A 23,567-nucleotide genomic window follows, 5' to 3' on the forward strand; every position below is an offset into this window, starting at 1 on the left:
ATATAGGATCATAACCCTTATTGCCATAATCTATAGATGAGGTTATTAATAAATCGATAAATTGAGTTACGTCAACAATAAAAATCCACGACTTTCCTAAAGAATTGTCGTGGATTTTTAATTATTCTCTATACCCTCACTAAATGTTTAATTATATACTCTTTATAAATTGCATCATGCATCCAATTGCTTAACTAGCTGTTCTATCTGTTCCACATTCATTCCACCAAATATCAGCATTGTCCATAAGGGAATAGATGATGTTATTTATGCATTGATGTATCTACCTCTATTTTTATTCTGGACCATTACTATTAAAGTTAAATAGTAGTTCTTTACCTCTATAAAATACAGTATTAAGCCAATTACCTCTACAGCTGGTTAAAGTAAGGCATTCAATAGTAACCTTCCTTACATTTTTACTATAAAACCCTACATCATTAGATAGTCCAGAAGTTGGTCCTTTGACAAGGAATTTTAAGCAAGAGCAATTATCAAGTTCTACAATAATAGTCAAGAGGCATTCGTCAGTACTTGGCTCTAAATCTATATCCATTAAAAGTTCAGAAGGTTGGGCACTCTGGAATATTACCTGACTTTGGCCACCATTTATGGCGAATGATGAACTCTCTCTAAAAGAGGTTTCTACAGGACATTCACATTTACGATATTTTTCTGATCCTCTTAAAACGGGTACTACATTCCAAAATCCAAAACAAGTTCCTCCATCCAAGTTATCACTTTTACATTCTATCGTTACTTTTCGAGCTTGTTTAGCAATAGCAATAATTTCATTACTTACGCTAAATGTATCATTCTTAGGAATTTCAAACTCCAAATTCTCTTCATTTTGTAATTCAACACATACAAGTATATCGCAGTCATCTGAGGAAGTAGACTTTGCAACACTCAACCAAATTTCAAATGGTTCATCGCTCTCGAAAATTTTTAAGCATTCTCCACATTCTAAGTTAAAACTACCACCAGTCCCTCTCGTACTATTGACTGTACATTCGCATTCACGTTCACATATATTATCAGATTTGTGTCTATCTTTATACGACATAAAATCACCTCATCCATTATCGCTTAGTATAATATATGCTTGTACAATTCTGTTGGTGCAATGGGCTGGCTGAACAACAAAAACTAAACAGCTGCAACCTTGTTGAGTTTAGGGTATTAGCTGTTTAAAACTTTTTATTGTCATAGGTATCTACTTAACAGGGTGCAATTCAAATGATGATGTATCCTACTTCTAATTTGTTAAAAATTGATTACTAATGTCAAATATTAGTTCTTTACCTCTATAAAACACATAGTTAAGCCAATTACCTCTACAGCTGGTTAAAGTAAGGCATTCAACAGTAACCTTCCTTACATTTTTGCTATAAAACCCCACATCATTAGATTGTCCTGAAGTTGGTCCTTTGACAAGGAACTTTAAGCAAGAACAATTATCTAATTCTACAGTAATAGTCAAAAGGCATTCGTCTGCACTTGGCTCTAAATCTATCTCCATTAAGAGTTCAGAAGGTTCACCACTCTGGAATATTACCTGACTTTGGCCACCATTTATGGCGAATGATGAATTCCCTCTTAAAAAGGTTTCTACAGGACATTCACATTTATGGTATTTTTCAGAGCCTCTTAAGATGGGGGCTATAGCCCAAAATCCAGTACAAGTTCCTCCATCCAAGTTATCACTTTTACATTCTATCGTTACTTTTCGAGCTTGTTTAGCAGTGGCAATAATTTCATTAGCTGCGCCAAATGTATCATTCTTAGGAATTTCAAATACTAAACTTTCTCCATTTTGTAATTCAATACATACAAGTATATCGCAGTCATTTGAGCTAGTATCCTTTGATACACTCAACCAAATTTCAACTGGTTCATCGCTCTCGAAAATTTTTGAGCATTCTCCACATTCTAAGTTAAAACTACCACGAGCCTCTATCGTACTATTGACTGTACATTCGCATTCACGTTCACATATATTATCAGATTTGTGTCTATCTTTATACGACATAAAATCACCTCATCTATTATCACTTAATATAATATATGCTTGTACATTTCTGTTGGTGCAATGGACTGGCTATGCCAGAAATATCTTATTGTTAGTGACAAGACAATTACAAATTAGGCTAAACTGGTGCAAATATGTCTGTATTCCGTTCTGCAGCATTACATGATAATAGTTAGATGAGATAACGATAGATTACAACAAAAACTAAACAGCTACGGACCTGTTGAACTAGGCCATAAGCTGTTATAAAATTCTTTATTGTTTTAGATGTCTATTTGACAGGATGCAGTTTACTATAGAATATGATGTATCCTATCTCTAATTCGCTAAAATTGAGCATTAAAGTTAAGTAGTTCCTTACCTCTATATAATGCAAAGCTAGTCCAAACACCTCTACAGCTCGTTAAGGTAAGGCATTCGAGAGTAACCTTCTTAACATTTTTGCTGTAGAAAGCTATATCATTAGATTGTCCTGACGTTGGTCCTTGAACAAGGAATTTTAAGCAAGAGCAATTATCTAGTTCTACAATAATAGTCAAAAGGCATTCGTCAGTGTTTGCATCTAAATCTATCTCCATTAAAAGTTCAGAAGGTTCAGCACTCTGTAATATTGTCTGACTTTGGCCACCATTTATCGCGAAAGATGAACTCCCTCTTAAGAAAGTTTCTACTGGACATTCACATTTACGGTATTTTTCAGAACCTCTTAATATGGGGACTATAGACCAAAATCCATTACAAGTTCCTCCATCCAAGTTATTACTTATACATTCTATCGTTACTTTTCGAACTTGTTTAGAAGTAGCAATAATTTCATTGCTTACGTTAAATGTATCATTCTTAGGAATTTCAAACACCAAATTCTCTTCATTCTGTAATTCAACGCATACGAGTATATCACAGTCATTTGAGGTAGTGCTCTTTGATACACTCAACCAAATTTCAACCGGTTCATCACTCTCGAAAATTTTTAAGCATTCTCCACATTCAATGTTAAAACTACCACCAACATCTACCGTACCATTGATAGTACATTCGCATTCACGTTCACATATATTATCAGTTTTCTGTTTATCTTTATACGACATAAAATCACCTCATCCCATTATCACTTAGTATAATATATGCTTGTACAATTCTATTAGTGCAATGAGCTGTCTATGCAAAAAAGATTTTATAGTTAGTGACAAGGCAGTTGCAAATAAGGATAAACTAGTACAAATATGCCTGTATTTTATGATAATTACATAGGAATAGAGAAAAAGAAGTAACTAAAAATCCACGACTCTTCTAGGATTGTCGTGGATTTTTAGTATTCTCTTATACTATCTAAATGCTTTAATTTTATATACTGTTCAAAGCACTCTTTAAAAATCATTTCGCCTTGTCAGTTCTTTTTCATGTTCCAGTTATAGATCATGTCCTACAATTTTAAATTCATAAGCATCTGTACCACATTCTCCAGATTCTCAACCTTAATAGTATTTCATCCTCTTCAATCTCTGGATATCTACTCTTGAACTTCAAAATTTCTTAGAGCTGCCAACATTGCTACACTACCTTTATTCATCATCTAATTTCCTTATAGTCTACAATTACTCATAAAAGTAATTAAATGTTCTTTTACACTTTTATAAACTGCATTTTCAATTAAGTCATACATAACAGTATAGGTTAGTTTATTATCTAAATTAACAACCATATCAACGACATCACCAACAATTTGCTGCTGGATTGCTGTCGCAACGTTTATTTTCTGTATTCCAATTTTAATTGTTTTCCTAAAATCATCTTTTGATATGCCTGAGCCACCATGTAATACTAATGGCACTGAAGTCGCATTATCAATTTCAGCTAATCTACTAAATTGTAAATTAGGTTTATCTAGATAGGGACCATGTGCATTACCAATTGCAACAGCTAGAGCGTCTATATTAGTAGATTCAACAAACCTTCTAACAGCATCAACATCAGTTGACATCATTGCAATAGCTTCATTGCCATCTTCACTGCCACCCACTCGTCCAAGTTCAGCCTCACAAGTTGCATCATACATATCTGCTAATCGTTTTGCTTCAATGGATATTCTTATATTTTCTTCTAGACTAAGCGAAGCTCCATCAAACATCACTGATGAAAAACCAATTTCTAATGCTTGTCTAATGTGATCTAAATCTTCTCCATGATCAAAATGAACAGCAACAGGTACTTTAGAATTTCTTGCAGCTTCAATCATAGCTGGACCTAAAAGCTCAAGTGGAGATTGTTTAAGCTGAACTTGTGCTAATTGCAGTATAATTGGTGAATTCAACTCTTCCGCAGCTCTAATAGCACCTTTAACAGCATCAATACTTAAAGTATTAAAAGCTCCTACTCCATATCCATTTTCATCAGCATGTTTTAATATTGTACTCATATTTACTAATGGCATATTTATCTCCTTAAATTTTCGATTATTTCTACTTACTCTATACAATACTCCAAAAAAAAATCCTAATCCTTGACTATGCAGTCATTATTATATGACAATATTGCTAATCAGAATTAAGAAATTAGATGTAATTGTTAAGCAAATCAATTGCTTCTTTCCTATCGAAAGTTTTGTGTTTTGAATCTACAATATGGAATAATTGATATTTTTTATTTAAAGCATTCTTTCTGATACCAGTTGCTGTGAGAGAATATTCTTCTTTTAATAATTTATTCAAATACTTTATATCCGAGAATCCACATTTTTCTGATATCGCCAATATATTTTCGTCTGTTTTTAGAATAAGATTAATGGCCTTTTCCATTCTAATTTTATTAAGGAAGTTTTGAAAATTAATTCCCAATTTTTCTTTTATAAAATGTGACATTCTGTATCGGCTCAAGTATTCATGATCCGCTAAATCCTGTAATGTAATTTTTGTGCTATAGTTCATATAAACATATGAGATGATTCTCTGGACTCTTTCTAAATCGATATCTTTTAACTTCTTCTGATTTTTATCTAGTATTTGATATGGAAGTTCATTAAACATATCCGACATGAGTAGATTTAGATATCCTACAGATTTCATAAGTTCGTGTGAATCCCCTTTAAATACAGCAATCATGATAGATGCCATCTTACGTTTCATACGAACAGATAATTCATGATTCACACCGATATCCTTGATATTAAATTGAATTTGAGATAATCGTTTAAAATATTTACTCACAATATCTTCATTTATTTGAAGTGCTAAAATTAAGTTTTCTTCATTTGTCTCCTTCAAACAATGAACATCATTAGTATTTAGTATAAAAATTTCACCTTCTTGTAAAATTCGATCACCAATATCTAATTGTAAAATCACTGATCCTTTCAGTACCCACAAAATCTCTAATTCTGAATGCCAATGGTATTCTCTAAAACCAATATTTACGATAAAGGCTTTAAACGGTAATCCTTCGAAATGTTTTATAATCTCATATTCATATTGCATTAGTTGTCCCCCACATATTAAGAAAAATGACTGTTTAAAACCAGTCATTTTTACTTAATATTATATCATTTCTTTGCTTCATCAGCAATTTATGATCTACAAACCTAATAGTAATTCAATTACATACATTTCTAAAGCTTCATAGTTTCTTTCTTCAATATACTTCTTTTGAAGTTCATAATCAAATTGCTTAACTTTCTCTTCCATAAGCCTAACAACTCTCATACTGTTCTCTAAATGTCTATAACAATCTTCAATTTTTTGTGTTCTCATTGCTTTAACATCAAGACCAACATACTCACCATTCTTACCAAAGTCGTTTTCCACAAGCACTCTAACTTGATTAAAGGCTTGTCGCAAGTTTTCTGATCCAAATGACTTATCTTGATCATATTTCATTCCATTTTGATCATTTAGGTGAACACCCCAAAGTTTATCAAAAGATAATGCAAATGCCATTTCATTTGCTGGATCAATACCTGCAAGTATAGCATGTGCACTTTCTAATAAACCACCAACTCTGCTAGGATCATTCGTTCTTGAAGAAATACCCATTACATGACCTATTGTTGGACAGAAACTTCTATCGATGGGCTCGTTTGGTTTTGGTTCAATTAAAACCTTAATGTTATCGTCATAATCAAGCATTTTGTTGATTGAATCAACTAAGTGATTAACACCTACTACTGGGTCTTTACTCTCATAGCATAGTGTACCTTCTCTAGCTAACCATAGCACTATTTTGTCACAGTCCAATTCTTTAGCAATATCAATTGATCTATACGATCTCCACATAGCAAAATCTCGGTCTACCTGGCTCATAGATGTATATCCACCATCATGTGTATGATCATCTTCCCACAACCTAGGTGCAACAAATTCTGCTTTTAAACTATACTTATCTAATAAAGCTTTTACTTTTCTGGCTTCTGCTTTTATCTCATCTTCTGTTAATTCATTCATATTTGGTACTGCATCATCATCATGGAATTGAATAGCACTAAAACCCAATTCTGAAAATCTTTTAATTTTTTCCTCAAAAGAAATGCTATCTCTTACTGTTGGACCGAAAGCATCTCCTCCTTCATGTACATTCCATGGACCTACTGAAAACTTAAATTGACTCATATTTTCCTCCTGTTTTTATATTATATTTAAACACTTCGTTCTTTTAGATAATTAAGTTTTATCTGTAATTGGCTATAAATTGCTTTACTTTTGTTTTATGCTCAATACCCGTTGAAGCGCCTACTGACCTAACACAAAAGCTTCCAACTGCTAAAGCAAATTCTAATGACTCCTCAATACTCATATCTTCACATAACCCAGTTATAAAGCCAGCCACAAACGAGTCACCCGCACCATTGGTGTCTACGACATCAACTTTAAAAATTGGATACTCAAACACCTTATTGTTACAATTTGCATAACAACCATCACTACCACATTTAATAATTACATTTTTTGACCCCTTAGATTTAAATAAGTCTACAATATCCTCAAGTTTTTTAAATCCACTCAACATAACTGCTTCTTCATAACTTGGCATAAAATAATCAACATATTGCAAACATCCTTCAATTTTTTCAAACCATGCCCCTGTGGAATCCCATGCAGTGTCTAGAAGAGTTGTTTTGTTCATAGATTTTACTTTTTTTAAGAATTCAACTGTTTCTTGACCATCAAATTTTGTCATTAATAAAGATCCTGCTACGAAAATTATGTCACTTTCCTTTATAGTATCCCAATCAATATCTGACTTTCCAAAAATCCCATTAGCTCCAATATTGTGTAAAAAACTTCTTTCACCATTTTCTTGACTTAATACTATTGAAGATGATGTTGCTACTTTACTTTGAGTTTTAATCCCCTCAACACGCACACCAACTTCTTTTAATTTACTAACTAGAAAATCACCAAATGCATCTTCTCCAACCAATGAGCAAATAGTTGCATTTACACCTAATTGTGCTAAATCGATTGCTACATTTACTGCACAGCCGCCTGTATGCATCGTTACACTATCTATCAATTCGAGCTTTCCCGGTTCTGGTATTACTCGGATTGGTTTTACCACTACATCAGCTACAGCTATACCTACGCAACACACTCTACTCAAGTTCTCACCTCCTCTTCTCTCTAAATACAGTATAAAAAAAAAACACCTCCAAATCTTTGGAAGTGTTGTCATCATATTATGACAATATTGCTAATAATCTTACCCAACAATTATGCATTCAACTGCTCAACTAACTGCTCTATCTGCTCTTCTGTCATACCACCAAACATTAACATTGTTCTTAAGGTAAAGGATGAGGTCATTTCTTTGGCTCCTTCTGCATCGAATAGACCAGTGGATTCAAAGGCTTCTTTCATACCTGCTACAACTTGTTGTACAACAGTTGCTCCTATTGGATGTTCCATAAGATCATCTAGTGAAGAATTCATGGTATAAACTTTCTTTACTTTCACAGTGGATTCTACTTTGATTGTTGTACTTAAAGGTAACTCTACAGATGAAGTTCCTACGAGGATTTCAAAGTCTCCAGTTTCTACATGCCAGTCTTTGATAGCCACGTTATAATATGCAAAAGCTCGTTTTCCTAGAACAAAGGTCACCTCTTTTTCTTCACCTGGTGCTAATTCCACTTTTGCAAACTCTTTAAGTTCTTTGATTGGTCTTTTCAAAGTAGACTCTATATCCCTTACATAAAGCTGTATAACTTCTTTACCAGTTACTTTACCTGTATTCTCCACACTTACCTTTACAGTAACCTCGTCAGTATCTTTCATTTCTTTTCTGTCTACTTGGATGCCTTTGAATTCAAAGTTTGTATAGCTTAAGCCATGACCAAATGGGAATAATGGCTTCATTTTCTTAGCATCATAATAACGATAGCCTACGAATATGCCTTCATGATAAGTAACTTGATTAGCTTCTGTTGAGAAGAGTTCGCTTGGGTTATCTTCTAATTGCATTGGGAAGGTTTCAGCAAGTTTACCAGATGGATTTACTTTTCCATATAGAACGTCTACAACTGCACCGCCACTTGCTTGACCACCTAGATAACCTTCTAAGATAGCTTCAGTACTGTTAATCCATGGCATTTCAATAGCTCCACCGTTAGATAATACTACAACTACTTTTTGATTAGCTTTATAAAGTTCTTCTATTAAATGTACTTGATTATCGGGTATCCTTAAATGTTTTCTGTCGTAACCTTCTGATTCATAACGCTCAGGTAGACCTGCAAAGATCACCACTACATCATTTTCTTTGGCTAATTGAATGGCATCAGATTCTAAATCCTTATTTATATCATCAGATAGTAACTCATATCCTTGACTATAGCTAACATCCCCCATATCCTTTATTTCATCCCAAGTATTGTGTAAAAATGTTGGGTTGATATGAGAACTTCCACCACCTTGATATCGTGGATTTTTTGCTAGCTCGCCAATGACTGCTACTTTTTGCTCTTTCTTTAATGGCAATAACTCTTGGTCGTTCTTTAAGAGCACCATGCATTCACCAGCTACTTGACGTGCAAAGGCATCATGTTCTTCTTTATTGAAAGTCATCTCTTTTGCATTCTCAGTACCTTTTAGTGCTAATTCAATTACTCTTCGTACTACTTTATTTAAATCTTCTTCATCTAATCTTCCATCTTTAACGGCTTGAATAATCTTGGCATCATTACGACCACCATTGCCAGGCATTTCTAAGTCCATTCCTGCTTTGATACCTTCAATACGATTATTTTCAGCACCCCAATCGGATACCACTAAACCTTCATATCCCCATTCATCTCTTAGGATTTCAGTTAACAAGTTACGATTGTCTGCACAGAACTCACCATTAAGCTGGTTATAGGCACACATCACAGTCCAAGGTTCTGCTTCTTTTATAGCCGTCTCAAAACTAGCTAAGTAGATTTCTCTTAAAGTTCTTTCATCCACAATTGTGTCAACGCACATTCTTTTGAACTCTTGATTATTAGCTGCAAAGTGTTTGATGGATGTACCAACGCCTTGACTTTGTACACCTAATATATGATGCTTTGCCATCTGTGAAGATAGGTAAGGATCTTCTGAGAAGTACTCAAAGTTTCTTCCGCATAGTGGAGAACGTTTTATGTTGACACCAGGTCCTAATAAAACGGCAACATCTTCTGTTTGTGTTTCTATTCCTAACGCAACACCGACTTCTTCGATCAACTCCCTATCCCATGAAGATGCTAGCCCCGCACCTGAAGGAAAGCATGTTGCTGGAACTGATTCATTAAAACCAAGATGATCCGCATCTCCTGCTTGCTTTCTTAATCCATGTGGACCATCTGTTACCATCACAGATGGAATACCTAATCGTTCTATAGGTTGTGTTGTCCAGAAATCTTGACCTGAACATAGGGAAGCTTTTTCTTCTAATGTTAATTCTGCAATGAGTTGTTCAATTCTTTCTTTCATATTCTCTATACCTCCATACCTCTATTATGCATTCTTTACTTTCATTTCTTCAATCATTCTTCTTACATCAGATTCTTTTAGTTTATAGAATAACCCTACGATGATCACTGCTATTATAAGTCCAACTGCAGGATATATGGTCATCATTTTCCACAAACCATCAAGGGCTCTTTCACTTTGTTGTACATTAGGAACATACCCGTAATAACCTAATAGTACTGTACCAAAAAAGCCTGCAAAAGCTGTTCCTAGCTTTACTGAGAAAGTTTGCACTGAAAATGTAATACCTTCATTACGTCGTCCTGTAACATAGGCACCGTATTCTACACAATCAGCTGAGAATAGCCCCATCATAGTCCCTGGTATCATAAGACCAATACCTTTTATAGCGCTTAAGACTAAGAAGAGTGCAAAATTCTCGTAACCAATGAAGTATTGGGCAACACAGGTAACAATGCCTAATATAACTGCTGTCATGTAGATATTTTTCTTACCAAATTTTCTAACTAAAGCTGGAAGAATTACTGGTATAACAAGCATTGGGGACATACCTATAAAGCTTATAATCATAAATAATTCTAAACTACCTAAATTGTAAGTAGCAAAGTATATTCCTGCAACGCTTGAAGTATTCAAACTCCCCATTATAATAAAAGCTAAGTAAAATATCATTAAGTACTTATTGCTTGAAATTGCTTGAATCATACTTTTTAAGTTTACTGTCTCTTTACGTTCATAAACAATTCGTTCTCTAACTAAAAATCGAACAGGTAGCATAACAGCAAATGCTATAACCATTAACACAATCGTGGCTGTTGTCCATCCTAATGCTTCAATAATCGGTGCACCTAATGCAGCTGCTATAAGAGCTGCAATACCGGCTGCAAATCGACCTATGGAAATAAGACTAACACGTTCATCTATATTATCAGTCATAACTGTAGCAATTGCAAAGATTGGAACATCACTTATTGTATAGATCATGCCCCATAGTATATATGTGATATAGGCGTAAACCAAATTAGAAGTTGATCCCCCACCTACATTCCAAAAAACTGCTATAGTCGCTATAGGCATTAACACAATAACGGCATTAATCCATGGCTTAAACTTACCACTTTTAAAATTAGAGCGATCCACTATAGCTCCAAGAATAGGATCATTAACGGCATCCCATACTCTAGCAACTAAAAATAGTGTACCTACTGCCGCCGGTGCTAAGCCAACAATATCTGTATAAAACATGGTCAAATATTGTAATACGAATATAAATATGATGTTTTGCCCAACAAAAAATCCCCCATACGCCATACGTTCTGCTCTACTTGTGAGAAACTTCTCTTTGATACTCATCCCTACCACTCCCTGTATATAGTATATTGTTGTCCATCATGTACTCATCCAACTCGATCGAATTAGTTATATTGTACAACTTTTTTGAATTAAGTTATATCATACTGTTTACTATTTTTTGTTCTATATTTTACTTTAAAGATTCCACATTAAAACATGTGAAAATCATGAGTGTCTGATGTGTAGTATTATATAAATTGTACTATAGCATTAAATAAGGAATTTTTTAAGCTATTATACTTAGTCCAATCTGTGCTATACTAATGACAATAGATGAATTACATTCTTTAGGTGGTGATGGAGTGTTTATAGGCAATATTAATTTAAAGGAAATACAAGAATCTTTTAATATGACTGATATCATGAAGGAAAGTAAACAACTCGAAAAGGATGATACTCTACTTGATTCTCATCACCCTTATGCTTTAGAGAAAAGATTGAACCTTGCATTAATAGAAGGTAATATTGAAGAAGTTGAAAAGATAGCACGTGAATACAGCAGCTATCCAACACCAGTGCTGTGTCAAGGTAATCCTGTTCGTTCAAAGAAGAATAACATGATTTGCAGCTGTGCTCTTATTACAAGGGTTGCCATGAAAGCTGGATTAGAAGAGAAATACGCTTATTACTTAAGTGATCTATACATCAATAAGATTGAATCACTTGAAGATGAAGAAGCATTAAATTATTTAAATGCTGTTATGCTCATGGACTTCATGAGTCAAATTAAAAGTGGGATTGTTCATCGAAAGACACCTACATCTCCACTTATAAAGAATACCCTTCATTACATTGATCAGCATCTATATGATGACTTATCATTAACTCAAGTTGCTGAGGATCTTGATGTTAATAGTAGTTATCTATCAAGAATTTTTAAACAAGAAGTTGGGATTCCTTTTTCAGAATACATTCATCAGAGTCGTATCAAGAAGGCTCAACATCTCCTCTTGCTAACGGAACTCTCTATTGTGGAAATCTCTAATAAGCTTGGTTATACAACTCAAAGTCACTTTACTAAGATATTTAAGAAGATTTGTGGTATGACACCTAAGCAATATAAACAAGAACATGTGAAACAACTTTCACAGGAGAAAGATGATTAAAGTGAATTGACATCTCTTATCTTGAGATTTATAATAAAAGTATAAAGTGCCAACGATAAACGGTTGGTCCAATAGTGGTTATAATTTTTAACAACCGACTAATGGCAGTTAGCGGTTGTTATTTTTATGTAGAATCTGTTCTATTAGTATTAATAGTATTACCAATATAATCAAATACTCCATAATATGCACCCCCTTTTTATAAGGGAGTGACCAACCGCTTACCGTTATGTTAGCACTCATCAAATTATACTATACATATCCATTGTGTACAAATTATTAGTCATTATTATTTAAATCACTCAATAACAGAACTTCTTTTCCAAACCATCTATTATTAATTGAATGTACCTTAATCTTCAAGTATTTTTATCAATCCTCTACCACCGTCTATTTCCACCAATTGACCATCTTTTAATATATCCATGACATGATCGATACCTGCTATACAGGGCTTACCGTATTCTCTTGCCACTAAGGCTCCATGTTGTAGTAAACCGCCTACTTCAAGTAATATGGCGGAAGCATTGATGAATAGTGGTGTCCATCCTGGATCTGTTGCTCTTGTTACCATGATTTCTCCTGGTAGTAAAGGTTTTTCATCGGGTGTCTTTAGAACTTTCACGCGACCTACAACTACTCCTGGTGAAATAGGCTGACCTACTAATTCCCCTTCTTTTGGTTCTACCTGTGGAAGTCTTAATATCTTACCTCTTGAATCGATTAATTTAGGGAATTCATTAACTTGCGCTAATAATCGGTAATAAGGTTTCTTTTCATCAATTATTGCAGCTACATCTTCTTTACTCATATGGAATGCTTCATCTACCTCATGAAGTTTAAGCCAAAAGATATCTTCACTCTTATTAATCTTTCCTTCATACAATAATTGCTTACTTTTACGCATAACTACTTGACGTACTGCATCGATTGATCGGATATACCAGTATTTTAGTTCTTCACGTTTACCACCTAAGGCTACCAAGTTTCTATAATGTTTCTTAAGCTTTTTGCGATCTCTAGCACCTAATTGTTCTAGAATCTCTACATAGGTCTTTTCTCTTAATTCTTTAGCCTTATTATAGATTTCATATGGACTATCTTTTTGGTCTATAAAAGACATTCTTTTAATCTGTTCGAAGATACTTCTAGCATCTTCATAAGGTCTAGTTGTAGCAATGTCCAGTTCATTGGTTGTTCTTGAACCGTATAACTTAATATATTCATTCCACTTCTTTTCAAGTGTTTGCTCTAATTGATGATTGTCTAGCATCTTCTCAAACTCATGATATTCTAGGTTCTTTACTTGATCAAATTGGGAGATATCGTACATCATTAATCCCATGTCAATGGTGATATTATTAGGTAAGGATCTTTGTAATAAATGCATTTTCTCTTCATGATCTTGAAAGTTCTTTTTAAGGATTTTCTCAATTCTATTTCTAGCTATTTCAGCTGCAAATGTCATTGCCATCATTTTGTTCAATAGGACAAGGAATTCATTAAAGATTAAGGTTGGCGCATCCGATAGTTTCATTTCTTTATTCATAATGTCTTCAAGGTAATTCTCAAAGTCATCTTCATAAGTTTGATACCATGCTTTATATTGGGCAGGGTCTTTCGCTGCCTTCATGATGTATTTAACCGTACCAATATTATTCTTAATAGCACCCCATATAGTACCCTTCATGGCATCTGGCATCTTCTTAGGTATATACTCACTTATATCAAGGGCTCTGATCAGTTCAGCTGATCCTATATCAGAAAATCTTGCTCCTTTAATCACTTTTTCTTTACCTTGGAACTTAATCATGATGGAAAGATTAGCATACATCCTCCCCCCTAGCGTGCAAGCCATTCCAGATTTAGCATTTGTAACATCCGCTTTACCAACCATGTTCTTAAACATAACTCTTTGGGTTTTATCAATGCAGTCACACCCCATAACGGATATAGGCGTGGTAATACCTTGCTTGGTTAAGCTTCCATCGAGGTATAATAATTTTGGCTCTCCTGGTTCAGTTAACATTTCTTTTGGTAAAGGGATATAAGTGGTTATAGGTCTTGATTGCAGGATATAAAGCTCATTACCACTAAACGCCCACTCAATATCAACAGGAAAACCGTAGTAGTCTTCTATATCATTTATTAATTTCGTTATTCTTATTGCTTTCTGATCATCTATGGAATACATCTCTTGGCTTCCTGCAATTATTTTTGTTCCTTCTTGTTCACTTAGAATAATAGCCTGTTCTTTTGATCCCAATGTTTTTTCTATTATTTCTTCACGATACTTATCCACAATGAATTCATCAGGTGTGACTAATCCAGAAACAACACTTTCACCAAGACCGGTATTAGCATTAATCACTGCTTCATCATAACAGTTATTCAGTGGATTCAATGAAAATCCAACTCCTGATGAACTAGAATTGATTTGCTTTTGTATGATGACTGCTATTCTAAGGATGCTGGTATCAAATCCGTTTTGATGTTTGTAATGAAATACCCTTTCATCCATGCATGATATAAAAGCCTTTTTGATGCACTCATAGATGGTATCTTTTGTGGCACCAAGAAATGTCTCATAGCCACCTGCAAAAGAAGCTCCGCTTAAATCTTCCTCTGGTGATGATGATCTAACTGCATATCTGTCATCCATCCCTAGATCTTTTAATATTTCATCGATAACTTCCTTCTGCTCTTGGCTATACTCTAATGCCGTTGCGTATTCTTTTAATTCCACTGCCATTTCTTTAAAGGCTTTTGGATTATTGGCATTGCTCTGAAATGTCATTAGCTCAGTGATTTGTTCTAACCATTCCTCAAAAAACTTAACTGTTAAAACACTACCTCCTGGTACATTAAATCCACCTTGAGTCATTCTTATTAACGACCTAGCTTTTCCACCTACTTCAGATATTTTCACATCTTCCTTCGTTTCAAAACTATAATATAACTTTGCATTCTCCTGAGTAACAGAATTATAGTATATTGTCATCATGTAGCCTCCCCTCATGAATAACTACTCATAATTTGAGTATATGCTCATATTTTATTTTTGTCAACTGTTTCAGCAGAAATATCATATCTATATCTTTCTTGATTTTCTACTCCTATTATGATATTATGAGTGCAAACTCAAAATATGAGGAGCGAATCAAAAATGTCCACTATAGACTCCAGAAAAGCTAAACGAATACAAAGAATTCAAGAAGAAATTTTAGAAGCTGCTGCTACTGTTATCAGCCAGAAGGGCTTTAAAAGTGCTACAACAAAAGAAATTGCTAAAGAAGCTGATATGGCAGAAGGCACTCTTTATAATTATTTTAAAAATAAGAATGAAATTTTAATGACCATCGTTGAAAGATATGTGAATAATAAACGAGATTTTAATGTTTCTACAGAAGTTGAATCTGTTCAAGAATTTATTCTCAACATGTATAAACAAAATGCTGATATTGATCAAGAAGCTAAGGCTAGAGATCGAAAAATTATCAAGGCTCTTATTCCAGAACTGCTTACTGATAAGACATTAGGACCTATGTATTATGAGCGAATTGTAAAGCCATATCTTGAAACCCTCGAAGAAAAGTTAACGATTCTAAAGAGTAAGGGAATTGTTGAAGATTTTGATGTTAAAATACTTTCAAGATTACTTTATACATCACTTATTGGATATGCTATTCTTGAGATCAATGGTGATCCAGAGGTTGCTGAAGCTACTAATGAATTTAAAAGTGCTTTTGCTCATACCTATGTTGACGTGTTTGGTAGGGGGATGGGTAAGTGAGGCACTCATTCTATAATATCGAGTTTTAATCTATGATATATTAAGACATAAAGATAATTAATATTAGGCGGTGTTTAATGTTATGGATAAATGTACCTGCACTACAGTAAATAGCGAAAAATTTGCAATATATCATACTATTTATACAGATTCCAATATATTTTTGAGATTTGATTGGAACGAGCGCGTGAATGTATTTAAATCGAAGGTAAATAGCTATTTTGTTTTTTTAAAAGATAAATTAATTGGCGGATTTATATTATTAGATGATCAAGTAAGTTATCCTTTTATGTACCCACCATTTAACGACAGGATGTTATTTTGGAAAATCGTTTTGGACTTTGCTTATAAAACCTGTTCTAAAAATGAACTATATTTAACTAATATATCCGATCTGGATGTTAATCTATTAAATAAACAATTTTCAGTAACGATTAAAATGACTCAACGAAGAATGCTTCGACCAACAGAACAAAGCAATGTTGTTCTTTGTAAAAATTTCTATTTTGACGAACCAACCATAAAAGATATTCCTAATATTGTACAGACTGTTTTTGAAGCACATTCCTCTGGCTTTACCTCAAAATACAAAGCACCTGATAAATCGGAAATTGAGAAAGCAATTAATATGCGATTTCAAGCTTTTTTGCAGACTGAATCGTTGCACCTAAGTACAATTGTTAAAGATATTGATAATCATGACCTAGTAGGAGTATGTATTGCAGGGATATACCCTGACTCACCGAATAACTTTTCAACCATTCATCAAGTTTCTGTAATACCAGAATATCGTAGAAAAGGAATTGCAGAAGCTATGATGCTTAAAACAATAAACATTGCACACACGATCTCCCCTGTTATTACCTTAGGTGTTATGGTGGGAAATCCAGCAGAACAGTTATATACTAAACTTGGTTTTTCTTCTGGTCCAAGCTACAGTAATCTAACCTACACTTTTCAAGGATAATCTACTTTATATCTTTACCCCAAGTGTGCATCAACTGCAGTATAGGCATAACTGTTTGTCCTCTTTCAGTCAGAGAATATTCTACTTTAGGAGGTACTTCATTGTATTGCTTTCGAATTATTAAATTATCTTTTTCCAATTCTCTGAGTTGTTGACTCAACATTTTGTGAGCGATGCCAGGAAGCATCTTTCTTAACTGATTGTATCGTAGTGTTCCATCTGTACCAAGGTGCCACAATATAACAGGCTTCCACTTCCCACCTATAATGGACATGGTTCTTTCGATGGAACAATCTAATTTTCCTTTTTCATTAACTTCTATTTTATCTTTCATTTTCTCTGCTCCAACTAACTTTTTAGTTAGTATATAACTAAAAAGTGCATACTAGTATTGTATTTCTTTTAATGTTATACTTGCCTCATTAAAAATAAGGAGTGATTCTATATGTATCCTAGAACCTTTTCTCATATTGGATTATCTGTCCCTAACCTCGACGAAGCTGTTAAATTCTATAGTGAAGTAATGGGTTGGTATGTATTGATGGAACCAACAGAAATTACTAAAGATGATTCAGCTATTGGTATTATGTGCAACGACGTTTTCGGTGAGGATTGGGAAAGTTTCCGCATAGCCCATTTATCAACAGGTGATAAAATCGGTGTGGAGATCTTTGAATTCCCTCATAATGAAAAGCCAGAAAACCATTTCGAGTATTGGAAAACTGGACTTTTCCATTTTTCTGTTCAAGATCCTGATATTGAAGGACTTGTTGCAAAGATCGTTGAACATGGTGGTAAACAAAGAATGCCTATTCGTGAGTACTATCCTGGAGAGAAACCATTTAAAATGTGCTATGTTGAAGATCCCTTTGGTAACATCTTTGAAGTTTATAGCCACAGCTATGAGATGACATACTCTGCTGGTTCTTATTAATATATTCTTCATTCCATTACATTTTATCATATTAAGTTACAAAACAAAACAATCCATAGATATAGACTATTTTTCTATGGATTGTTATATCATAATACTTTACAAAATTTATACTATAACTAATAAATAAATTTTACCTACAAAAAAAATCTGGCCTATTTCAGGGTTATCACTAAATACATCAACGGCATTACAAAGTCTTTTAACTTGGTCGGTTACTTGTACAGGAACTTGGTCGGTTTTTGATAATTCCCTAACGCATCATGAATTGCCTGAAATTAAACAACTATATATATCAAATATGATATATATAGGATAATCTTTCTTTATTCACTACACTGATCATATCGTAGTTCTCACTATATGTTTATCTGGAAAAGTAACGTGCAACTAAATAAGTTATTAGTATTATAGGGCTAAAGACTAACAAAGGTGTTATGTCTTGCTCTTTTATAGCAATACCTATGAAGTTAATAATCATTATGATTATTATAAAATTGATGAACACTCTCACTTTGGGTTTTACATGTTCGACAGCATAATTTTGAATTACCTCATCAGTTACCTCTTTCTTTTCTAAATATCTGATCAATTTACCAAAAACAAATATAAGTACCAGAAGCAAAAAATATGCTGGTAACATAAGATTGTACGTAGCCTCTGTAAAAATCGGTAATAATACACTTCCTACTAACACAATTATAAAATATATACGAAAAACTTTTAACATTTTCATTCTACTCACCCCTAATATTATTTCACATTACCAAGTAGATCAATGTGATTTTTTGAATAATTGCTACATCTTATTTCAAATATCTATTAATAGTCTTTATAATCCTTTTTCCAATAAAAACTACTCCGCAAACTACAGCAAGTACATCAGTAATCTTATCTGGCAAAATAGATATTACTATAACACAAATAATCACTCCTAAAACTGTGTAACCAATATATTCAACTGTATATATCAATTTGTTCCACCATTTACCCACTCACATCTTCATCCTCGCTCATATATTCTTAATCACTTAAGATTATACTTTGATCTTGATTTTACTCCAAAGGTAATTTGTGGCAAGAGAATTACGTACTTGAAATTAATTATTAAATACTCTTAATATAAATAAGTAAGATCTATTTATATCCCCTAAATTAAAGCTACTTTTCTATTCAACTTCACAAATTCCAAATTCATGTATATTGTGATATAATTTGTACAAATAGGTCACGAATTCAAACTCAATTTGAGCCCTAAAAATAACTATATTAATTTCAAAATAAGGAGTGTTAAAAAGTGAATACAAAAGATATCATTAATAAGACTTTAGGTAGAATAGCATTAATAGTCGTACCATTATTCTTTGCATTATCAGAACTTACTCATCCAATAACACAGGATACAATACTAGGAGAAATAAATAGCGCTAAGGATAACAGTCTGAAGTGGCTGATATCTCATTTATTTGTCCTTGTAGCTATCATCTTTTTACCTTTTTTAATCAATAAATTAATTTCTTACATAGATGAAAAGAAAATAAAAACAACAATACTAGGTGTGTTTTTATCATATGCTGGAATTATTGGTGTGACTGGTCTACTAGCCTATGACTTTATACTTTGGGATGCTTGGAAAGTAGGTAATAACGAGGTGATTGGAGAATTCTTAGAAATACTTAATTCATCTACTTTTGGTATATTATTTTTAAGCTATGGACCAATCTTATTCATACTGGGCTTTATTATACTTGTTTTATTGATGATGTCATCTGCTAACGTTAAAAGGTGGAAAACAGTTTTGGTTCTAATTGGACTTTTAATTTACGGGTTAGCCGGTCCATTGGTACCAGTTCCTAATGGTCATATATTAGTATGTATTGGTGCTTTAATTATGTTAACAGGATTAATTGGTGTTCTAAAAGAAGACTTTTCACAAAGCTAAAGTACCAAATCTCCATGTAGTTATAGTCATGTTTTACAAAGTGAGTGGTTATACTACCTAAACCTTTTGGAATAAGATAAACTATAGAGTTAAATTATTTTTAGGAGGTATAACATGCAATATTCTTCTAGTATTAAGATTAATCTTTTAAAAGTTCATAGCAATGTAACCGTAGTTAACAGTTACATAAGTAATTATTTTGGTACTGAAATAAAGAAGTTTCTAAGTTCGGAAAATATTGCTTTCACTTTCACTAGAGATCACGTCGTTCCCTGCATTTGCTTTAACTTTCTTATAATCTCTCAAACAGAATATCTAGCACAAAATATCTTAAATAATATTCTCAATCAGATATCCGATATACCTCACATGCCATTCAAAAAAGAAAACTATAATTTAGAAATACATGAAACAGAATCCTCAAATCTCCATATTGTATTCAAAATCAAGAAGATAAGCTAAATGTGAAAAAAGAAATAGCTGGATTTAATCTAACTATTTCTTTAGCTCTACGGTTTGAAGGTTTGTCAAATTCTATACAGTTTAAAAGACCCCAACATTCTTATGATGTTAGAGTCCTTCATTTTGTACTGTTAAAATATTCTTCGGTTACTTTTAGCTGTCTTCTCAATATTTCTTCCCACAAATTCCGTGGTATTTCTTTTGACCCTCTTGATACTTTAGTTCTTTTTAACTCCCCATTAGACATTCGCTTTCTAAAAAAATAATGATCCGTATTTTTATAGAGTTCCCAATTATCTCTTTCATAAAATCTTTTTAGTTCTTTCCACGTTGGCATACGATTCCCCTCAATCTACTTTTCTTCTAAATTAAGTAGTTCGCTAATTTTGTCTTTTTCATGGGCGTGGGCTAGTGTTTTGTATATATAGGGGAAATGTTCTCTTCTATTAGATGAGTGATAATACAGTGAGAATTCTTCTATATATTCTTCTGCATACTCTAATAAATCATCAATCAATTTTTCTTTTACTCCATCTTTCGTTTCATCATTTGCAACAAGATCAATTTCATTAATAGTCGCTGTATAACTCCCATCTTCTTCTGCAATAATGTGACCGGACATTGAATACTTAGATAATATTAAGTCCAATTGCTCAATTGAAAGAACTGTAAATATATCTCTACTCCTTTTGACAAACGCTGGTTTCTTACGCATAACATCGTCTATGAAAGCTCCCCAATTTTTACGAACTTCTGTAGAACTTTGAATCATTTAGTACCACCTACCTATTCTACTTATAGTATACACAACGTACACTTTGTACGCAACCTATTATGCCCAATTTAACAATAATTTATAAAAGAATAGATGTTTTTATGCCAAAAGATAAATTATAGTCAACGACTTAAGGAACCCATCTAAATAAAATGATTTAGACGAGCTCTCTCTTATTTAAGCTATTGTAATAAGCAATTTGATACTACCATGTAGTGGTATATGACAAGCTGGAAGGGTATCAGTCACTTTAAATTCTCCTAGAACCTGACCAGTCTTTTGATTTGTAACCCTATAACTACTCTGATCATCCTGCTCTCCTATTAATTCAGATAACCTCCAACTCTCCTGAATACCTTCTGATTCCTCTCTCCAATTGACAATGGTTACTTCATGGGTTGTAGAATTAATTTTCTTCTCTAAAATATGTGGGTAAAGATTATTAAAGAGATCTCTTGGGACAGCTCCACTACTTTCTTTGTTGTAGTTCTTAAGAGCTTCTTTAATTATAATAAGTTTATCATCACTTAATTGGGAAAGATCATCCCCTAATAAAAAAGTACCGTTTAAGGCTTTGAAGAGATCGATAATTGTTTCTACTTCAAGGTTGTTGAAGCTTCCTCTTTCGTCCTTCTTATGACCAGCAATATAACCAGGTGTCCCTTCAGTTTCATCTCTGAGAATGATACAATCTGGATCATTGACCCACCATTTCTTATTCATCCAATACCTCAAGATATTTTTCTTGAATGTGTTTCTTACACTTGACCACTTAGCCGTTATGTCATTACTGGTCCGATTGATATCGGCTATGTCAAGGGTTGGACCATATTGTCCTCCACAGGCTATCATGGTTACATCATTACCTATCCCCCTTCGAATAGCTTCCATACCTAATCGTAAAGCCTCTGCCCGTGATACTGGATTCTTAAATTGAGCCTGTTCATAGATAGCTACAGCTCTTAAGAAATCTACCTTCACCACTTCAAATCCCCATTCCTTTGAGACTCTCTTAAATACATTAGTAATCCATTGATAAGCTTCTGGTATAGATGTATCTATGATATATCCATCAATATGACATCTGAATACAATGGGTTTATCACTAGAATCATGCAATAACCACTCAGGATGATTCAGGTGTATCTCACTTCGTGGCTCTACCCAAAAGGGCGATAACCATAAACCTGGTTTTAGCCCATAAGACTTAATCTGATCTGCCATCCATTTCATACCGTTACTAAATTTATGATTAGCATACCAATCTCCCAATCGTTGTTCCCATCCCATATCAATTAGCATCACTTCCAGCGGTAGATCGTACTGCTTTATTATTTCTGCATTTGCTAGTACTTTTTCTTGAGTGATGTTTTCATAAAAGAAGTACCAAGAGCACCAGCCTAGTTGAGGTAATTGCCTCCAATTTTTATCTAGACCTTGACTACTGATTTCGGCGTAGTGTTGTATAGCTTTAAAATCCTGTTCAAAGGAAATCATAACTGACCCAAGGTTATACTCTTCGTCACTAGACAGAGTCATATTATCTAATGGAACATTTATTGACAGTGACTCAAAGTTTTTTTCATCTCTAGAACATATGAAGTTATGGCTAGAGAATTCCTGAGTTGGTTCAATAGAGCCAAGAAGTATGGATTGACCAGTGCTTTCTGATTTTAATACAGTGAGGTATTGGCTATTAATAGATACCTGATCTTGTTGACTATCAATATAGGTTATTTTACCTAACTCATCACCTTGTCCTATGACTTCTTTCAAATCATAATCAGGATCTTGGAATTTATAAATGGATACTGTATCATTTTTCCTTATACCATTTTTATACAGTATCCAGTCATCAATACCTTCTCCAAGTACCATTGTCTCATTAGCGATACTGAGTGGTGATACTGATTGAATACATATATTCTTTTGGGATCTGTTAATAACGGTCATACTTAAATAGGCTATTGGATCTGTATGGTCTAACTTAACTGAATAGTTGACTCTTACCCCGTCTTCCCACTCAAATGTGTAGGTATCACCATTATGTTCTACTAAATAGGCATTTGAACTGCATAACAATTTATTTGCTAAGTGAATAGAAAAGCTGAACCCTTGAAAACCATAACCATTATTAAGAAGCGTCATTCTATTATTGTCTATTAATCCATGTTGTAGACTCAATGTACTACCTCCAATATCATCATTATTGAGTAAACGGCCATTTATCTACCATCATTATAATAATGGAACAGGCGGTAATCAA

At 33.5% G+C, this 23,567-nt stretch carries 21 protein-coding genes; 6 read left to right on the top strand and 15 right to left on the bottom strand.

The genetic code is table 11. From position 1 onward, the window contains the following. Nucleotides 1-295 precede the first annotated feature (295 nt). The 9 genes from C1Y58_RS04220 to C1Y58_RS04260 form a co-directional block, all read right to left on the bottom strand. Nucleotides 296-1,066 (bottom strand): hypothetical protein, encoded by a 771-nt coding sequence (locus tag C1Y58_RS04220; protein WP_105614726.1) that lies wholly within the window; start codon nt 1,064-1,066, stop codon nt 296-298. Nucleotides 1,067-1,258: 192 nt separating this feature from the next. Continuing rightward, complete coding sequence (locus C1Y58_RS04225) at nt 1,259-2,032, bottom strand: hypothetical protein (RefSeq protein WP_105614727.1); 774 nt, start codon at nt 2,030-2,032, stop codon at nt 1,259-1,261. A 326-nt stretch (nt 2,033-2,358) separates the two neighbouring features. Beyond that, nucleotides 2,359-3,120 carry a hypothetical protein gene (locus tag C1Y58_RS04230; protein ID WP_105614728.1) on the bottom strand — a complete coding sequence of 254 codons (762 nt, stop codon included), beginning with the start codon at nt 3,118-3,120 and terminating at the stop codon, nt 2,359-2,361. A 494-nt stretch (nt 3,121-3,614) separates the two neighbouring features. After that, on the bottom strand, nt 3,615-4,463 hold the full coding sequence (locus C1Y58_RS04235) for a ketose-bisphosphate aldolase (RefSeq protein WP_105614729.1): 849 nt from the start codon (nt 4,461-4,463) through the stop codon (nt 3,615-3,617). 121 nt (nt 4,464-4,584) lie between these two features. Continuing rightward, entirely contained in the window at nt 4,585-5,502 is a 918-nt protein-coding gene (locus C1Y58_RS04240) for an AraC family transcriptional regulator (protein ID WP_170311513.1), read from the bottom strand. A 96-nt stretch (nt 5,503-5,598) separates the two neighbouring features. Further along, nucleotides 5,599-6,630 carry a TIM barrel protein gene (locus C1Y58_RS04245; protein WP_105614731.1) on the bottom strand — a complete coding sequence of 344 codons (1,032 nt, stop codon included), beginning with the start codon at nt 6,628-6,630 and terminating at the stop codon, nt 5,599-5,601. 58 nt (nt 6,631-6,688) lie between these two features. Beyond that, nucleotides 6,689-7,612, bottom strand: coding sequence for a carbohydrate kinase family protein (locus tag C1Y58_RS04250; protein ID WP_242985339.1), 924 nt, complete (start codon nt 7,610-7,612; stop codon nt 6,689-6,691). Nucleotides 7,613-7,731: 119 nt separating this feature from the next. Beyond that, the gene (locus tag C1Y58_RS04255; RefSeq protein ID WP_105614733.1) at nt 7,732-9,969 is read right to left on the bottom strand and encodes a glycoside hydrolase family 3 C-terminal domain-containing protein; all 2,238 of its coding nucleotides are present in this window, start codon (nt 9,967-9,969) and stop codon (nt 7,732-7,734) included. Nucleotides 9,970-9,993: 24 nt separating this feature from the next. Then, the gene (locus C1Y58_RS04260; protein WP_105614734.1) at nt 9,994-11,322 is read right to left on the bottom strand and encodes a glycoside-pentoside-hexuronide (GPH):cation symporter; all 1,329 of its coding nucleotides are present in this window, start codon (nt 11,320-11,322) and stop codon (nt 9,994-9,996) included. A gap of 302 nt (nt 11,323-11,624) precedes the next feature. Here C1Y58_RS04260 and C1Y58_RS04265 point away from each other — a divergent pair, with 302 nt between their 5' ends. Then, nucleotides 11,625-12,428 carry a helix-turn-helix domain-containing protein gene (locus C1Y58_RS04265; RefSeq protein WP_170311514.1) on the top strand — a complete coding sequence of 268 codons (804 nt, stop codon included), beginning with the start codon at nt 11,625-11,627 and terminating at the stop codon, nt 12,426-12,428. Between the two features lie 352 nt (nt 12,429-12,780). Here the strand turns inward: C1Y58_RS04265 and C1Y58_RS04270 are convergent, their stop codons facing one another. After that, nucleotides 12,781-15,429, bottom strand: a complete 2,649-nt coding sequence (locus tag C1Y58_RS04270) for a PEP/pyruvate-binding domain-containing protein (protein WP_170311515.1) — start codon at nt 15,427-15,429, stop codon at nt 12,781-12,783. A 165-nt stretch (nt 15,430-15,594) separates the two neighbouring features. Here C1Y58_RS04270 and C1Y58_RS04275 point away from each other — a divergent pair, with 165 nt between their 5' ends. Then, nucleotides 15,595-16,221 (top strand): TetR/AcrR family transcriptional regulator, encoded by a 627-nt coding sequence (locus C1Y58_RS04275; protein WP_157949944.1) that lies wholly within the window; start codon nt 15,595-15,597, stop codon nt 16,219-16,221. A gap of 82 nt (nt 16,222-16,303) precedes the next feature. After that, nucleotides 16,304-17,188 (top strand): GNAT family N-acetyltransferase, encoded by an 885-nt coding sequence (locus C1Y58_RS04280; protein WP_105614738.1) that lies wholly within the window; start codon nt 16,304-16,306, stop codon nt 17,186-17,188. Between the two features lies 1 nt (nt 17,189). On the opposite strand, the gene C1Y58_RS04285 is transcribed toward C1Y58_RS04280, so the two are convergent. Further along, a complete protein-coding gene (locus C1Y58_RS04285; RefSeq protein ID WP_105614739.1) occupies nt 17,190-17,522 on the bottom strand; it encodes a winged helix-turn-helix transcriptional regulator in 333 nt (110 codons plus the stop codon). Nucleotides 17,523-17,633: 111 nt separating this feature from the next. On the opposite strand from C1Y58_RS04285, the gene C1Y58_RS04290 reads away from it, so the two are divergent. Beyond that, on the top strand, nt 17,634-18,122 hold the full coding sequence (locus C1Y58_RS04290) for a lactoylglutathione lyase family protein (protein ID WP_105614740.1): 489 nt from the start codon (nt 17,634-17,636) through the stop codon (nt 18,120-18,122). Between the two features lie 367 nt (nt 18,123-18,489). Here the strand turns inward: C1Y58_RS04290 and C1Y58_RS04295 are convergent, their stop codons facing one another. Continuing rightward, complete coding sequence (locus C1Y58_RS04295; RefSeq protein ID WP_105614741.1) at nt 18,490-18,858, bottom strand: hypothetical protein; 369 nt, start codon at nt 18,856-18,858, stop codon at nt 18,490-18,492. A 561-nt stretch (nt 18,859-19,419) separates the two neighbouring features. Between C1Y58_RS04295 and C1Y58_RS04305 the strand changes: the two genes are divergently transcribed. Together C1Y58_RS04305 and C1Y58_RS04310 are read left to right on the top strand one after the other, a co-directional pair. Continuing rightward, nucleotides 19,420-20,064, top strand: a complete 645-nt coding sequence (locus C1Y58_RS04305; protein ID WP_105614743.1) for a hypothetical protein — start codon at nt 19,420-19,422, stop codon at nt 20,062-20,064. 114 nt (nt 20,065-20,178) lie between these two features. Further along, entirely contained in the window at nt 20,179-20,526 is a 348-nt protein-coding gene (locus tag C1Y58_RS04310; protein ID WP_105614744.1) for a hypothetical protein, read from the top strand. 118 nt (nt 20,527-20,644) lie between these two features. On the opposite strand, the gene C1Y58_RS04315 is transcribed toward C1Y58_RS04310, so the two are convergent. The 3 genes from C1Y58_RS04315 to C1Y58_RS04325 all read right to left on the bottom strand — a co-directional run bounded on the left by C1Y58_RS04315 (nt 20,645) and on the right by C1Y58_RS04325 (nt 23,485). After that, nucleotides 20,645-20,863: a hypothetical protein gene (locus C1Y58_RS04315; protein WP_105614745.1), complete on the bottom strand. Its 219-nt coding sequence runs from the start codon at nt 20,861-20,863 to the stop codon at nt 20,645-20,647. A 15-nt stretch (nt 20,864-20,878) separates the two neighbouring features. Next, a complete protein-coding gene (locus C1Y58_RS04320) occupies nt 20,879-21,298 on the bottom strand; it encodes a hypothetical protein (protein ID WP_105614746.1) in 420 nt (139 codons plus the stop codon). 180 nt (nt 21,299-21,478) lie between these two features. Next, nucleotides 21,479-23,485, bottom strand: coding sequence for a glycoside hydrolase family 36 protein (locus tag C1Y58_RS04325; protein WP_105614747.1), 2,007 nt, complete (start codon nt 23,483-23,485; stop codon nt 21,479-21,481). Between the last annotated feature and the right edge of the window lie 82 nt (nt 23,486-23,567).

Source organism: Vallitalea okinawensis, from assembly GCF_002964605.1.
GTDB classification, from domain to species: domain Bacteria; phylum Bacillota; class Clostridia; order Lachnospirales; family PQDH01; genus Vallitalea_A; species Vallitalea_A okinawensis.

Coding starts and splice junctions, on each gene's coding strand:
- C1Y58_RS04295 (WP_105614741.1), bottom strand. CDS start 18,858: ATGAAAATGTTAAAAGTTTTTCGTATATATTTTATAATTGTGTTAGTA.
- C1Y58_RS04275 (WP_157949944.1), top strand. CDS start 15,595: ATGTCCACTATAGACTCCAGAAAAGCTAAACGAATACAAAGAATTCAA.
- C1Y58_RS04235 (WP_105614729.1), bottom strand. CDS start 4,463: ATGCCATTAGTAAATATGAGTACAATATTAAAACATGCTGATGAAAAT.
- C1Y58_RS04225 (WP_105614727.1), bottom strand. CDS start 2,032: ATGTCGTATAAAGATAGACACAAATCTGATAATATATGTGAACGTGAA.
- C1Y58_RS04320 (WP_105614746.1), bottom strand. CDS start 21,298: ATGATTCAAAGTTCTACAGAAGTTCGTAAAAATTGGGGAGCTTTCATA.
- C1Y58_RS04310 (WP_105614744.1), top strand. CDS start 20,179: ATGCAATATTCTTCTAGTATTAAGATTAATCTTTTAAAAGTTCATAGC.
- C1Y58_RS04270 (WP_170311515.1), bottom strand. CDS start 15,429: ATGACAATATACTATAATTCTGTTACTCAGGAGAATGCAAAGTTATAT.
- C1Y58_RS04285 (WP_105614739.1), bottom strand. CDS start 17,522: ATGAAAGATAAAATAGAAGTTAATGAAAAAGGAAAATTAGATTGTTCC.
- C1Y58_RS04315 (WP_105614745.1), bottom strand. CDS start 20,863: ATGCCAACGTGGAAAGAACTAAAAAGATTTTATGAAAGAGATAATTGG.
- C1Y58_RS04240 (WP_170311513.1), bottom strand. CDS start 5,502: ATGCAATATGAATATGAGATTATAAAACATTTCGAAGGATTACCGTTT.
- C1Y58_RS04290 (WP_105614740.1), top strand. CDS start 17,634: ATGTATCCTAGAACCTTTTCTCATATTGGATTATCTGTCCCTAACCTC.
- C1Y58_RS04260 (WP_105614734.1), bottom strand. CDS start 11,322: ATGAGTATCAAAGAGAAGTTTCTCACAAGTAGAGCAGAACGTATGGCG.
- C1Y58_RS04280 (WP_105614738.1), top strand. CDS start 16,304: ATGGATAAATGTACCTGCACTACAGTAAATAGCGAAAAATTTGCAATA.
- C1Y58_RS04255 (WP_105614733.1), bottom strand. CDS start 9,969: ATGAAAGAAAGAATTGAACAACTCATTGCAGAATTAACATTAGAAGAA.
- C1Y58_RS04245 (WP_105614731.1), bottom strand. CDS start 6,630: ATGAGTCAATTTAAGTTTTCAGTAGGTCCATGGAATGTACATGAAGGA.
- C1Y58_RS04230 (WP_105614728.1), bottom strand. CDS start 3,120: ATGTCGTATAAAGATAAACAGAAAACTGATAATATATGTGAACGTGAA.
- C1Y58_RS04220 (WP_105614726.1), bottom strand. CDS start 1,066: ATGTCGTATAAAGATAGACACAAATCTGATAATATATGTGAACGTGAA.